This window comes from Streptomyces sp. DSM 116793, from assembly GCF_057320905.1.
This window is the reverse complement of sequence record NZ_CM170494.1, coordinates 7,444,806-7,459,160: the sequence shown is the minus strand read 5'-3', so window position 1 is coordinate 7,459,160 and position 14,355 is coordinate 7,444,806. Positions and strand designations below refer to the sequence as shown.

Annotated in this window: 10 protein-coding genes; 6 read left to right on the top strand and 4 right to left on the bottom strand. The window is 72.5% G+C overall.

The window, feature by feature from the left end:
* Window positions 1-108 precede the first annotated feature (108 nt).
* The 6 genes from ACSMXW_RS29315 to ACSMXW_RS29290 all read left to right on the top strand — a co-directional run bounded on the left by ACSMXW_RS29315 (window position 109) and on the right by ACSMXW_RS29290 (window position 7,777).
* Complete coding sequence (locus tag ACSMXW_RS29315) at window positions 109-798, top strand: DUF3000 domain-containing protein (protein WP_485800739.1); 690 nt, start codon at window positions 109-111, stop codon at window positions 796-798.
* Between the two features lie 481 nt (window positions 799-1,279).
* Window positions 1,280-1,942 carry a LuxR C-terminal-related transcriptional regulator gene (locus ACSMXW_RS29310; protein ID WP_485800737.1) on the top strand — a complete coding sequence of 221 codons (663 nt, stop codon included), beginning with the start codon at window positions 1,280-1,282 and terminating at the stop codon, window positions 1,940-1,942.
* Between the two features lie 122 nt (window positions 1,943-2,064).
* Window positions 2,065-3,363, top strand: coding sequence for an HRDC domain-containing protein (locus ACSMXW_RS29305; protein WP_485800735.1), 1,299 nt, complete (start codon window positions 2,065-2,067; stop codon window positions 3,361-3,363).
* Window positions 3,364-3,731: 368 nt separating this feature from the next.
* The gene (locus tag ACSMXW_RS29300) at window positions 3,732-4,958 is read left to right on the top strand and encodes a thiolase family protein (protein ID WP_485800734.1); all 1,227 of its coding nucleotides are present in this window, start codon (window positions 3,732-3,734) and stop codon (window positions 4,956-4,958) included.
* A complete protein-coding gene (locus tag ACSMXW_RS29295) occupies window positions 4,955-7,087 on the top strand; it encodes a 3-hydroxyacyl-CoA dehydrogenase NAD-binding domain-containing protein (protein ID WP_485800732.1) in 2,133 nt (710 codons plus the stop codon). Before ACSMXW_RS29300 ends, ACSMXW_RS29295 begins: the two co-directional genes overlap by 4 nt.
* Before the next feature lie 297 nt (window positions 7,088-7,384).
* The gene (locus ACSMXW_RS29290; RefSeq protein ID WP_485800730.1) at window positions 7,385-7,777 is read left to right on the top strand and encodes a PIN domain-containing protein; all 393 of its coding nucleotides are present in this window, start codon (window positions 7,385-7,387) and stop codon (window positions 7,775-7,777) included.
* A 195-nt stretch (window positions 7,778-7,972) separates the two neighbouring features.
* On the opposite strand, the gene ACSMXW_RS29285 is transcribed toward ACSMXW_RS29290, so the two are convergent.
* The 4 genes from ACSMXW_RS29285 to ACSMXW_RS29270 all read right to left on the bottom strand — a co-directional run bounded on the left by ACSMXW_RS29285 (window position 7,973) and on the right by ACSMXW_RS29270 (window position 14,009).
* On the bottom strand, window positions 7,973-9,445 hold the full coding sequence (locus ACSMXW_RS29285) for an amino acid permease (RefSeq protein WP_485800728.1): 1,473 nt from the start codon (window positions 9,443-9,445) through the stop codon (window positions 7,973-7,975).
* Window positions 9,446-9,732: 287 nt separating this feature from the next.
* Window positions 9,733-11,643, bottom strand: a complete 1,911-nt coding sequence (gene dxs / locus ACSMXW_RS29280) for a 1-deoxy-D-xylulose-5-phosphate synthase (RefSeq protein WP_485800727.1) — start codon at window positions 11,641-11,643, stop codon at window positions 9,733-9,735.
* Window positions 11,644-11,934: 291 nt separating this feature from the next.
* Window positions 11,935-13,224, bottom strand: coding sequence for a sugar ABC transporter permease (locus tag ACSMXW_RS29275; RefSeq protein WP_485800725.1), 1,290 nt, complete (start codon window positions 13,222-13,224; stop codon window positions 11,935-11,937).
* Window positions 13,221-14,009 (bottom strand): ATP-binding cassette domain-containing protein, encoded by a 789-nt coding sequence (locus ACSMXW_RS29270; RefSeq protein WP_485800723.1) that lies wholly within the window; start codon window positions 14,007-14,009, stop codon window positions 13,221-13,223. Before ACSMXW_RS29270 ends, ACSMXW_RS29275 begins: the two co-directional genes overlap by 4 nt.
* Window positions 14,010-14,355: the final 346 nt, after the last annotated feature.

The following is a 14,355-nucleotide window of genomic DNA, read 5'->3' as shown; positions in this document are numbered from 1 at the left end:
CTCACACGGCAAAGTCTCGCATGCGGGGGACGACACGATCCGGACAGCCCGCGCCCCGCCGGGTGTCCCTGCCTGCACCCGGGCCCGGTTCCCCTTACTCTTCCCCGCATGGCTGCGGCTCAGGGACGACTGTCGGACGGCGCCGACGGAACGAACGGGACGGACAACGGCACGGGCGGAGCGGGGCAGGCACCGCTGGAGCCGGCGGATCCGGTCCCGGTGTGCTTCCGCAGGGCCGTGGACGGCCTGCTGACCGCACGGCTGCGGCCCGGCGTGGAGATCGAACCGGTCCGCCCGCCGCGCCGGCTCGCCCCCCATGCGTATGCGCTGGAGGCCACGGTCGTGGACGGCGAGGACGACCTCGCGGACGGGCGCCTGGTGCTGCTGCACGACCCGGAGGGGCACGAGGGCTGGCACGGCGCGTTCCGCCTCGTCACCCTGGTCCGCGCGGAGCTGGAGCCGGAGATGGCGGCCGACCCGCTGCTGCCCGAGGTGTGCTGGACCTGGCTGACGGGGGCCCTGCAGAACCGGGGGCTGGCGTACGGGGAGCCCAGCGGCACGGTCACACGGGCCAGTTCGCACCACTTCGGGGGTCTCGCGGAGCGGCCGGCGACGTCGCAGATCGAGATCCGGGCCTCCTGGACGCCGCGCGAGGGCCCGGGCGGCGCCCCGGACACGGCGGCACACCTGGCGGCCTGGTGCGACCTGCTCTGCCAGGTGGCGGGCCTGCCCCCGGCGGCCCCCGGCGACCCCTCGGTGGTGTCTCTACCGCAACGCAGGGGCCCCCGCACGCCCTGAGCCCCGGCGACCCCGGACCATGAGCCCGCCCGCCCCGGCGCGTTCCGACATGAGCCCTGGCGCCCCGGGGCGTTCGGAAAAGGCGCGGCTCCGTGCGCCGGGGCTCCCCCCACGCCCTGGGGCAGCAGGGCGGGCTCCGCCGCGTCACGCGACGCCCCCGACGCGACGCCGCTCAAGGGGCACGAGTGACGCCAAGCGACGTTCCTCGTTCAACAAATGGCCGAAAACCGTCACCCCACTACCCGCCGCCTGAAAACGCACAGTTTCCGCCTCGTATCGACCCGATTCGATCTCCGAACGATCCCCGAGCGATCCCTGAACGATCGACCGCGTGTCCGATTCGCACGAATTATTACTCACCAAATCGTGATCATTCCCTAAAGGCGGACGTGCGGGCTGCCGAAGACGTCTGTGACCTTGAAAGCACGACTCCCCCCGGTTTCATCCCCGAGCCGGCCCACCCGCACCCCCAGGAGGCCTGGTGTCCGTTCTCCTTGAGCAGCCCGCAAGCCTGGTCGCCTACCGCCCCAACAAGCCGACCGCCATGGTGGTCGTGGCCGACCCGCGTGTCCGCTCCACCGTCACCCGCCACCTGTGGGCGCTCGGCGTGCGCGACGTCATCGAGGCGTCGTCCATCGCGGAGGCACGACCCCGTATCGGAAACCCCCGTGACATCTGCGTCGCCGATGTCCACCTGCCCGACGGCAGCGGCCTCACCCTGCTGTCCGAGACCCGCGCCGCCGGCTGGCCCAACGGCCTCGCCCTGTCCGCGGCCGACGACATCGGCGCCGTGCGCAACGCCCTCGCGGGCGGCGTGAAGGGCTATGTCGTCACCGGCACCCGCACCAACGTCGGCGTGCCCCTGCGCCCCGGCGCCGCACCCATCGGCGCCGCCGCGGCCCGTATGCACCGCCGCCCCCCGGGCGCCCCGAGCCACCCGGGCGGCTACCGCGAGCTGTCCGGCCGTGAGGTGGAGGTGCTGCGGCTGGTCGCGGAGGGCCAGTCGAACAAGGCCATCGGCGTCTCGATGGGCCTGTCCGCCCTGACCGTCAAGAGCCACCTCGCACGGATCGCGCGCAAGCTCGGCACCGGCGACCGCGCCGGCATGGTCGCGGTCGCCCTGCGCACCGGCATCATCCACTGACCCGCCCGCACCGAGCCCCAGGGGGCGCGCGGAGCCCACGGGACGCCGGTACGACCGGTGCCGCGCCCGTCGACGGAACGTTACGTCGGCGGGCGCCGTGCATCCGCGGATACCCTTGACAGGTGACCGACGCCGAAGACACCGCAGCAGACAGCCCACTGCGCACCACCGGAGACCCGGGGCAGGAGCACCCGGCGAAAGAGGCTCCGGACGAAGGCGTCGCCGGCGACCGCGGTCCCGTCCCCCTGCTGGAGCCGCGGGACGGCATCCCGCCGGTGATCGCCGACGCGGACGCGCTCGCGGAGGTGGTCGCCGCGTTCGCCGCGGGCACCGGGCCCGTCGCGGTGGACGCCGAGCGTGCGTCCGGGTACCGCTACGGCCAGCGCGCGTATCTGGTCCAGTTGCGCCGCGCGGGCGCGGGGAGCGCGCTGATCGACCCCGTGGCCTGCCCCGACCTGTCCGGCCTCGGCGCGGCGATCGGCGACGCGGAGTGGGTGCTGCACGCGGCCAGCCAGGACCTCCCCTGCCTGCGCGAGATAGGCATGGTGCCGAGCCGGATCTTCGACACGGAGCTGGCGGGACGGCTCGCCGGATACCCCCGGGTCGGGCTCGGCGCGATGGTCGAGAACGTCCTCGGGTATGTCCTGGAGAAGGGCCACTCCGCGGTCGACTGGTCCACCCGGCCGTTGCCCGAGCCGTGGCTGCGCTATGCGGCGCTCGACGTGGAGTTGCTGGTGGACCTGCGCGACAGCCTGGAGAAGGAGCTGGACCGGCAGGGCAAGCTCGACTGGGCCCGGCAGGAGTTCGCGGCCATCGCCGCGGCGCCGCCCGCGCCGCCCCGCAAGGACCCGTGGCGGCGCACGTCCGGCATGCACAAGGTGCGGCGGCGGCGCCAGATGGCGGTGGTCCGTGAGCTGTGGCAGACGCGGGACCACATCGCACAGCGGCGGGACGTCTCGCCGGGCAAGGTGCTCGGGGACGCGGCGATCGTCGAGGCCGCCCTCGCGCTGCCCGCGAACGCCGCCGCGCTCGCCCAGCTGCCCGGCTTCGGGCGGGTGGGACGGCGGCAGTTGGAAAACTGGCAGAGCGCCGTGGACCGCGCCAGGGCCCTGCCGGACTCCGCGCTGCCCGGCCCCGGCCAGGCCGTCGCGGGCCCGCCTCCGCCGCGGGCCTGGGCGGACAAGGACCCGGCGGCGGCGGCCCGGCTGTCCGCCGCGCGGGCCGGGGTGTCCGCGCTGGCCGAGCGGCTCGGCATGCCCCAGGAGAACCTGGTCACGCCGGACACGGTGCGGCGGGTCTGCTGGGAGCCGCCCGCCGTGGTGTCCGCGGAGACCGTGGCCGCGGCGCTTGCGGGGTACGGGGCGCGGCAGTGGCAGATCGAGCAGGTGACGCCGGTGTTGGTCGCCGCGCTCGCGCAGTGATGGCCCTGTGCGGCGGGCCGCGGCCCGCCGGCCTCCGGCCGGACCGGTTCCGGCCCCCACCGGCGGGTGGGACGGCCGCACCCCGGACTGCCCCCTTGGGACGGTGAATCGACCCGCGGGTCCCATCGGGGCTTGTCGCGCAGTTCCCCGCGCCCCCTCAGCCGGGCCGGGTCCAACCCCACGTACCGGTCCACCCCGAAAGGGGCGCCCCTGAAATACGCGTGCGGGGGACACGGCACCGCTCGTGTGACCCTCGCCGCTCCGGAGGAGGGGCCTACCCCGTATGGTTACTGGTAAGTAGCATAGTGTCTGCCGCACAGCGCAGAGCACCCGCGGCCGTGTCACCCGCGTTCTGGAGGAGGGCCATCGTGCCTCGTACCGTCAGGGACGTCGTCTTCGTGGACGGCGTCCGCACCCCGTTCGGCAAGGCGGGCCCGAAGGGCATCTACCACGAGACCCGTGCCGACGATCTCGTGGTGAAGGCCATCCGGGAACTGCTGCGCCGCAACCCGTCACTGGACCCGGCCGGCATCGACGACGTGGCCATCGCGGCGACCACCCAGATCGGCGACCAGGGCCTCACCATCGGCCGTACCGCCGGCATCCTCGCCGGGCTTCCGCAGTCCGTGCCGGGCTACGCCATCGACCGGATGTGCGCGGGGGCACTGACCGCGGTCACCAGCACCGCGGGGTCCATCGCCTTCGGCGCGTACGACGTCGTCATCGCGGGCGGCGTGGAGCACATGGGGCGGCACCCGATGGGCGAGGCCGTCGATCCGAACCCACGGTTCGTCAGCGAGAAGCTCGTCGACGAGTCCGCGCTGTTCATGGGGATGACGGCGGAGAACCTGCACGACCGCTTCCCGCACCTCACCAAGGAGCGCGCCGACGCCTACGCCGTCCGTTCGCAGGAGAAGGCCGCGAAGGCGTACGCCAACGGGCTGATCCAGCAGGACCTGGTGCCGATCGCCGTGCGCCGGACGAGCGAGGAGGGCGGCGAGGTCGGCTGGGGCCTGGCCACCGCCGACGAGCCGATGCGGCCCGGCACCACGCTGGAGCAGCTGGCCGGCCTCAAGACGCCCTTCCGGGTGCACGGCCGTGTCACGGCCGGGAACAGCGCGGGGCTCAACGACGGCGCCACCGCCTCCCTCGTCGCCGCCGAGGACTTCGCCCGCGAGCACGACCTCCCGGTGAAGATGCGGCTGGTCTCGTACGCGTTCGCGGGCGTGGAGCCGGAGGTGATGGGCTACGGCCCGATCCCGGCGACCGAGAAGGCGCTCGCCAAGGCGGGACTGAGCATCTCGGACATCGGCCTCTTCGAGATCAACGAGGCGTTCGCCGTGCAGGTCCTGGCCTTCCTGGACCACTACGGCATCGACGACGACGATCCCCGGGTCAACCAGTACGGCGGCGCCATCGCCTTCGGCCACCCGCTGGCGTCCTCGGGCGTACGGCTGATGACGCAGCTCGCCCGTCAGTTCGAGGAGCAGCCGCAGGTCCGCTACGGCATCACCACCATGTGCGTCGGCTTCGGCATGGGCGCCACGGTCATCTGGGAGAACCCGCACTTCACCGACGCCGGAGGCACCAAGTGAGCACCACCACCGCCGAGCTGCTGAAGGGCGCCGCGGAGCTGTTCCCCGACGAGGTGGTCACCGAGGCGCACGTACGCCACCTGGACCTGCCGAACGGCGCGGGCCGCTTCGCCCTCATCACCCTCGACAACGGCTTCGACCACACCAAGCCCACCACCTTCGGGCCCCAGTCGCTGGCCAACCTCGACACGGCCCTGGACCAGGTCGAGAAGGAGGCCGCCGAGGGCTTGATCACCGGCATCGGGCTCACCGGCAAGCCGTTCATCTTCGCCGTCGGCGCCGACCTCAAGGGCATGGAGCTGCTGCGCAGCCGCGAGGACGCGCTCGCCATCGGCAAGGGTGGCCACGACGTCTTCAAGCGCCTCGCGCACCTCGCGGTGCCGACGTTCGCGTACTACAACGGCGCGACGATGGGCGGCGGCGCCGAGGTCGGCCTGCACTGCACCTACCGGACGGTCTCCAGGGCTTTGCCCGCCTTCTCGTTCCCCGAGGTCTTCCTCGGCCTGGTGCCCGCCTGGGGCGGCTGCACCCTGCTGCCGAACCTGATCGGCGCCGACCGCGCGATCAAGGTGATCATCGAGAACAGCCTCAACCAGAACAAGCAGCTGGGGGGCCCCGAGGTCTACGAACTCGGCATCGCCGACGCCCTCTTCGACAGCCAGGACTTCCTGGAGCAGTCGCTGCGCTGGACGGCCGCCGTGCTCAGCGGCGAGCTGGAGGTCGAACGCCCCGACGTGGACCGCGGCGAGACCTGGGACCAGGCCGTCGAGCGCGGTCGCGCGCTCGCGGACGCCAAGGTGCACGGCGCGGCCCCGGCCGCGTACCGCGCGCTGGACATCATCGCCTCGGTCAAGGACGGCGACCTCCAGCAGGGCTACGACGCCGAGGACCGCGCGCTCGCCGACCTGACCATGAGCGGGGAGCTGCGCAGCGGCATCTACGCCTTCAACCTGGTGCAGAAGCGCGCCAAGCGTCCGGCGGGCGCCCCGGACAGGAACCTGGCGCGACCGGTCACCAAGGTGGGCGTGGTCGGGGCGGGCCTGATGGCCAGCCAGCTCGCGCTGCTGTTCCTGCGCCGCCTCGAGGTGCCGGTGGTGCTCACCGACATCGACCAGGAGCGGATCGACAAGGGCGTCGGCTACGTCCACGACGAGATCGACAAGCTGCTGGCCAAGGGGCGGGTCGGCCAGGACAAGGCCAACCGCCTCAAGGCCCTGGTGACCGGCGTGCTGGACAAGGCCGAGGGCTTCGCGGACGCGGACTTCGTCATCGAGGCCGTGTTCGAGGAGATGAGCGTCAAGCAGCAGGTGTTCGCGGAGGTGGAGGCGGTCGCTCCGGAGCACGCCGTGCTCGCCACCAACACCTCGTCGCTCTCCGTCTCCGAGATGGCCAAGGGGCTGGCACACCCGGAGCGGGTGGTCGGCTTCCACTTCTTCAACCCGGTCGCCGTCCTGCCGCTGCTGGAGATCGTGCGCGGCGAGGACACCGACGACGCGACGCTGGCCACCGCGTTCGCCGTCGCCAAGAAGCTGCGCAAGACCGCGGTGCTGGTGAAGGACGCCCCGGCGTTCGTGGTCAACCGCATCCTGACCCGCTTCATGGGTGAGATCCAGAACGTCATCGACGAGGGCACCCCGGTGGACGTCGCCGAGCGCGCGGTCGAGCCGCTGGGCCTGCCGATGTCACCGCTGGTGCTGCTGGAGCTGGTCGGGCCCGCGATCGGGCTGCACGTCTCCGAGACGCTGCACCGCGCTTTCCCCGACCGGTTCAAGGTCTCCCCCAACCTCAAGGCCGTGGTGGACGCCGGCAAGCGCGGCTTCTACGTGTACGACAGCGGGAAGCCGGAGCTGGACCCGGAGGTCGCGGCGCTGCTCAGGCAGGGCGACACGGTGCTCACCGAGGAGCAGACCCGCGCCCGGGTGCTGGACGCGGTGGCCGAGGAGATCCGGCTGATGCTCGACGAGGGCGTGGTCGCCGAGGCCCAGGACATCGACCTGTGCCTGATCACCGGCGCGGGCTGGCCCTTCCACCTGGGCGGGCTCACCCCGTACCTGGACCGTGCGGGCGTCAGCGAGCGGGTGACCGGCAAGCGGTTCCTGGCGCCGGGCGTGGCCAGCGTGCCCGCATAACCGACCACTTTCCCACCCCCCACGGCACGGGCCGTGCCGGAGTCCGCTCCGGCACGGCCCGTCGCCGTGGCCGGCGGACACCTCCCGTGCCCGGCAGACATCCCCCGTGCCCGGCGGACACCTCCCGTGCCCGGCGGACACCTCCCGTGCCCGGCAGACATCCCCCGTGCCCGGCGGACACCTCCCGTGCCCGGCGGCAACCCGTGTCGGGTGGCGGACTATGGTCGGCGGACACCCTTCGCCTCCGCCACGGCCCGCCCGGGCCGCGGGCACGACTTCCGGAAAGGCCGGTGGCCCATGACGGCAGCACCGAAACCCCTGCTCGTCGTCGACGCCGCCAATGTGGTGGGCTCGGTGCCGGACGGCTGGTGGCGCGACCGGCGCGCCGCGGCGGAACGGCTGCGGGACCACCTGCTGCCGCTGGCCGAGCGGGGCGTGCCGGGGCTGCCGGGGCCGCCGGAGGTGGTGCTCGTCGTGGAGGGCGCGGCCCGCGGCGTGCCGTCGGTGCCCGGGGTAGGGGTGACCGAGGCGCCCGGCAGCGGCGACGACCGGATCGTCGAACTCGTGGACGCGGCCGGCGACCGGCCCGTGCTCGTGGTGACCGCCGACCGTGAGCTGCGCCGCCGGGTGCGGGCGCTGGGCGCCGCGGTGACCGGGCCGCGCACGGTGTACGGGGACGACGCTTCCTGACCCCTCCCCTCCGGTGTGCCGCGCCCCGGCAGGGGCGCGGGGAACCGCGCGGCAAGCCACGACCAGACCGTCAGGTCGTCACCGACCCGGAGGGGCGGTCTCTGCCGTTGCCGGACCACCGGCAGGTGGGTGGTTGCTCGCGCAGCCCCCCGCGCCCCGGCAGGGTCGCGGCCCCGCATGGGGGTGCGGGGGCGGCTACGCCGCCCTCCGCAGCCTGCTGTGCCTGCGGCCGTAGACGGCGTAGACCGCCAGGCCGACCGCCATCCAGATCGCGAACCGCAGCCAGGTCTCCGCGGTGAGGTTGAGCATCAGCCAGAGCGAGGCGAGCACGGACAGCACGGGCACCAGCGGCACCAGCGGGGTGCGGAACGCCCGGGGCAGGTCGGGCCGCCGCCGGCGCAGCACCAGCACGCCGAGGGCGACCACCACGAAGGCGAAGAGGGTGCCGATGTTCACCAGCTCGGCCAGTACGTCGATCGAGGTGAAGCCGGCCACCACCGCCACGACCAGGCCGAGCAGCAGCGTGGTGCGGTAGGGGGTGCCGAAGCGCGGGTGCACCCGGGAGAAGGCGGGCGGCAGCAGCCCGTCACGGCTCATCGCGAAGAACACCCGGGTCTGGCCGAGCAGCAGGATCAGGCAGACGGAGGTCAGCCCGACGGCGGCGCCGAAGCTGATGACGCCCGCCCAGAACGGGTGGTGGACGGCCTTGAAGGCGTCCGCGAGGGGCGCGTCGGTGGAGAGCCGGGTGTACTTCTGCATCCCGGTGACGACCAGCGACACGGCCACGTACAGCACCGTGCAGATGACCAGCGAGCCGATGATGCCGCGCGGCATGTCCCGCTGCGGACTGCGGGTCTCCTCCGCGGTGGTCGCCACGATGTCGAAGCCGATGAAGGCGAAGAAGACCACGGCCGCGGCGGTGAAGACGCCCATCACGCCGAAGTTGGCGGGGGTGTATCCCGCGATGAGCTGGATGAGCGGCGCCCTGAGCCCGGAGCCCCCGCTGACCTCCTGGGTGCCCGGGACGAACGGGTGGTAGTTGGCACCCTTGACGAAGAACGCGCCCACGGCGATGACCAGCAGCACCACGGTCACCTTGACGGCCACGATGGCACCGGTCACCCGGGAGGAGAACTTCATGCCGGCCATCAGGATGCCGGTGAGGGCGAGCACCAGGACCGCCGCGAGCAGGTCGAAGCCGAACCCGCCGCCGTCCGGGCCGCTGAGCGCCCCCGGCATCGGGATCCCCGCGGAGTCCATCAGCGAGCGCAGGTACCCGGACCAGCCGACCGCCACCACCGCACAGGCCAGCGCCAGCTCGAGCACCAGGTCCCAGCCGATCACCCAGGCAGGGAACTCGCCCAGCGAGGCGTACGAGAACGTGTACGCGGACCCGGCCACCGGCACCGTCGAGGCGAACTCCGCGTAACACAGTGCGGCCAGGGCGCAGACCGCGCCCGCGGCCACGAAGGCCAGCGCGGTGGAGGGTCCCGCGTTCTCCTTGGCCACCTTGCCGGTCAGCACGAAGATGCCGGTGCCGATGATGACACCGACGCCGAAGACCGTCAGATCGAGCGCGGAGAGGGTCTTCCGCAGGCCGCGTTCGGGCTGTTCGGTGTCCTTGATGCACTGCTCTACCGACTTTGTCCGGAAGATGGTGTTAGTCACGGTTGAGTGCGCCTCCCAGACCCCTGTCCCCCGGCGGGGGCATCGCGTCGGCTCCGTCTCGGTCGGCAAGCGCGCCCACGGGGGTGAACGGGGTCGGTCGGGGCGCACTCATGCACCTCCGTTGCCCCGGCGCCCGGATTTTCATACGCAAGGGCCGGGCCCGCCACCTGAAGGGCGGCGGGCCCGGGGGCCTGGAGCTGTCGGCCTGCGGCAGGTCGCGTTTCCCGTCGGGCTCCGGCCCGCCGCACGGTGGCCGCTCGGCCCCCGGCAGCTCCCATGAGCCCGGTTCAGTCCCTGGCGGGTTGCACGGCCTCGGCGGTGGCGCCGTCGAGGCGGGCGACCAGGCCGGTGACCTGGCGGGCGATGTCGGGCGCGGTCAGCCCGATCTCCGCCATGACCTCCTTGCGGGAGGCGTGCTGCAGGAAGCGCGGCGGGATGCCGAAGTCGCGCAGTGGCAGGTCGACGCCCGCGTCCCGCAGGGCCTGCGCGATGGCGGCACCCACCCCGCCGACGCGGGAGTTGTCCTCGACGGTGACGACCACCCGGTGCCGTTCGGCCAAGGGGGCCATGGCCTCGTCGACGGGCTTGACCCAGCGCGGGTCGACGACCGTGGTGGAGATGCCCTGCTTGTCGAGGAGCGCGGCGATCTCCAGGCACATCGGCGCGAGCGCGCCCACCGACACCAGCAGGACGTCCGGCCGGTCGGTGCCCGCCTCGCGCAGCACGTCCATGCCGCCGACCGTGCCCACGGCCTCCACCGCGGGCCCCACCGCGCCCTTCGAGTAGCGCACCACCGTCGGCGCGTCGTCGACCTCGACGGCCTCCCTGAGCTGGAGCCTGACCTGCTCGGCGTCGCGCGGGGCGGCGATGCGCAGGCCCGGCACGACCTGGAGGACGGACATGTCCCACATGCCGTTGTGCGAGGCGCCGTCGCTGCCGGTGATGCCGGCCCGGTCCAGCACGAAGGTCACGCCGCACCCGTGCAGGGCGACGTCCATCAGGAGCTGGTCGAAGGCGCGGTTGAGGAACGTGGCGTAGACGGCGAAGACCGGGTGCAGGCCGCCGGTGGCGAGGCCGGCCGCGGAGACCGCGGCGTGCTGCTCGGCGATGCCGACGTCGTAGATCCGGTCGGGGAACTCCTCGGCGAAGCGTTTCAGGCCCACCGGCTGGAGCATGGCCGCGGTGATCGCCACGATGTCGTCGCGCTCCCGGCCGAGTTTGACCATCTCCTCGCCGAAGACGGAGGTCCAGTCGGTGCCGGCGGCGGCCAGCGGCAGGCCGGTGTCCGGGTGGATCGGGCTGATGCCGTGGAAGCGGTCGGCCTCGTCCTGCTCGGCCGGCTGGTAGCCGCGGCCCTTCTGAGTGATGCAGTGCACGATGACGGGGCCGTTGAACCGCTTGGCGCGGGACAGCGCGGACTGAAGCGCCTCGATGTCGTGGCCGTCGATCGGGCCGACGTACTTCAGGCCCAGGTCCTCGAACATGCCCTGCGGCGCGATGAAGTCCTTCAGGCCCTTCTTCGCCCCGTGCAGCGTGTCGTACAGGGGCCTGCCGACGACGGGGGTGCGCTCCAGGAGGTCCTTGCCGCGCGCCAGGAAGCGCTCGTAGCCGTCGGTGGTGCGCAGCGTGGCGAGGTGGTTGGCGAGGCCGCCGATGGTGGGCGCGTAGGAGCGCTCGTTGTCGTTGACGACGATCACCAGCGGGCGGTCCTTGGCGACGGCGATGTTGTTGAGCGCCTCCCAGGCCATGCCGCCGGTCAGCGCGCCGTCCCCGATGACGGCGACCACGTGGTCGTCGCGGCCGAGCACCTGGTTGGCCTTGGCGAGCCCGTCGGCCCAGCCCAGCACGGTGGAGGCGTGTGAGTTCTCGATGAGGTCGTGCTCGGACTCGGCGCGGGACGGGTAGCCGGACAGGCCGCCCTTGGCGCGCAGCGCGGAGAAGTCCTGACGGCCGGTGAGGAGCTTGTGCACATAGGACTGGTGGCCGGTGTCGAAGAGCACCCGGTCCTTCGGCGACTCGAAGACGCGGTGCAGCGCGATGGTGAGTTCCACGACGCCCAGGTTGGGGCCGAGGTGACCGCCGGTCCTCGCCACCGCCTCGACCAGGAAGCCACGGATCTCCGCGGCCAGCTCGTCGAGCTGCTCCGGGGTGAGCCGGTCCAGGTCACGGGGTCCCCTGATACGGGCGAGCAGCGGCACCGGTGCCTCCTTGCGTAGGGCGGTTCGAGCTTTCCGGGCTGGCCCGAGTCTAATGTTGCGGTTGTGGCCGCCGCGTCCGGGTCGTGCCGAGGGCGTCCGGCGCCAGGTCACCGGCGTCCGCACGGCGCGCCGCACCGCCCGTACCGCCAAAGACGCACCACCCCGGACGCACCCCCCGGCCACGCGCCCGCCCGGGACGCGCCCCCCGGGCCACCCCGCCAGGACACGCGGGTGCCCCGCGCCGGTGGCCGGCACGGGGCACCCGGGTGGTTCCCGGTCGGGACGGCACCGTCAGGCGCGGCCCGCGGTGCGCTGGGTCCTGCGGGTGATCGAGTCGATGCAGACCGTCGCGAGCAGCACCGCACCCGTGATCATGTACTGGATCGGGGTGGCGATGCCCTGCAGGGCGAGGCCGTACTGGATCGAGGTGATCACCATCACACCGAGCAGCGCGTTCCAGGTGCGGCCCCGGCCGCCGAAGAGGCTGGTGCCGCCGATGACGGCCGCCGCGATGGCGTTCATCAGCAGGTCACCGGTGCCGGCACCCTGGTTGGCCGCGGCGATCTTGGAGGCCAGGAAGAGGCCGCCGAGGGCGGCGAACCCGCCGGCGATGGCGTAGACGGAGATCCGCACCCTCGTGACGTTGATGCCGGCCCTGCGGGACGCCTCGACGCTGCCACCGAGGGCGAACACCTTCCGGCCGTAGGTGGTGCGCCGCAGGATGAAGTCCGTCAGCACCAGCACGACGAGGAAGATGACCAGCGCCAGGGGCAGGCCCTTGTACTGGTTGAACATGATGGCCGCGGCGAAGGCGACGACGGCGAGCAGCACGGTGCGCAGCACGATCTCGCTCAGCGGCCGGGAGGGCACGCCCGCGGCCTGCCGGCGCCTGCTGTCCAGGAAGGACGACAGGAAGAAGACCACGACGGCGACCAGGGCGAGGCCGTAGGCGGCGGCGACGTCCGAGAAGTAGTACGACGTCAGCTTGGCGATGAGCCCGTCGCTGTCGAGGTTGATGGTGCCGTCGTCGCCCAGGATCTGGAGCATCAGACCCTGCCAGAACAGCAGGCCGGCCAGGGTGACGGCGAACGCGGGCGCGCCGATCCTGGCGAAGAAGAACCCGTGGATGACACCGATCACGATGCCGGTGATGATGGCGCCGATGAGGGCCACCCACTCGGACTGGCCGTGGTTGACCGCGAGCACCGCGGCGAAGGCACCCGCGACACCGCTGACGGAGCCCACGGACAGGTCGATCTCACCGAGCAGCAGCACGAAGACGATACCGACGGCGATCATGCCGGTGCCGACCATCGCGACGGAGATGTTGCTCAGGTTCTCGGCCGTCAGGAAGCGGGAGTTGATGCTGGAGAAGATCGCCCAGATGATGATCAGGCCCACGACGACCGGGACGGAGCCCAGGTCACCGGCGCGCATCCGGCGCTTGAACTCGCCGAGGTAACCGGCGAAGCCCTGCTCGCGGACGAGCAGCCGGGGGTCGACCACCGGCGCTGCGTCGGCGGGCACCTCCGGGTTCACGGCGGTGGGGGAAGCGGTGGTCGTGGTCTTGTCGATGCTCACTTCTGAGCCTCCCCGTGGCGCGACGCACGACGGGTCACGGCGTTGTCCGTGGCGCCCGTGATGGCAGAGATGATCTCTTCCTGCGAGGTCGATTTGACGTCGAAGACGCCGTTGTTGCGGCCCAGCCTGAGCACGGCGACCTTGTCCGCGACGGCCTTGACGTCGGCCATGTTGTGGCTGATGAGCATCACCGCGAGGCCGCGCTCGCGCAGCCGCTCCACCAGGTCGAGGACCTGCGCGGTCTGCTCGACGCCGAGGGCCGCGGTGGGCTCGTCGAGGATCACCAGCTTGGGCTCGCCGAGCATGGAGCGGGCGATGGCCACCGTCTGGCGCTGACCACCGGAGAGCGAGGCGATGGGTATGCGCACGCTGGGAATCCGGATGGACAGGGTGTTCAGGAGCTCGCGGGAGCGGCGCTCCATCTCCACCTCGTTGAGGACGCCGCGCCTCTTGATCTCCCGGCCGAGGAAGAGGTTGCCGACCACATCGATGTTGTCGCACAGCGCGAGGTCCTGGTAGACGGTCGCGATGCCCAGGTGCTGGGCGTCGTGCGGCTTGCCGATGTGGACGGTGCTGCCTTCCCATTCGACGCGGCCGTCATCGATGGGGTGCACGCCGGCGATCGTCTTGACCAGCGTGGATTTTCCGGCGCCGTTGTCGCCCACCAGGGCGACCACCTCACCGGCGTGGACCTCAAGCTCTACGTCGGTGAGTGCTTGGACGGCACCGAACCGCTTGGAGACCCCGCGCAACGCCAACACGGGCGTAGCGGACACGTAAACCATCTCCTTCGCCGCCTGACCGGCGGGGATGCCGCGCCCGGGTCAGGCGCGGAGGTTGAGCAGGGGGAAAGGCACTGGACAAGCCAGCCGATCCAGCCGACCCGGTCGGGGCGCTGGATCGCGGGACATCGGGGATATCACGGGCGGCAAGAGCCTTGGGGCCGCTGGGGCCCGGTGGGATCGTCCGCCGAGAAGCGGGGTGGCGGGGCCGGTGCGGGCGGCGCCGGGTTCTGTCCGGCGCCCCGCCGAAGCGGCGGGGCGATGGTGGCGGGGCGCCGGACAGGCCTGTCAGCCGCCCCCGGGGGCCGGGGGCCACTGGATCCGCTCGGCCGGTGGACGGCCGTCCCGG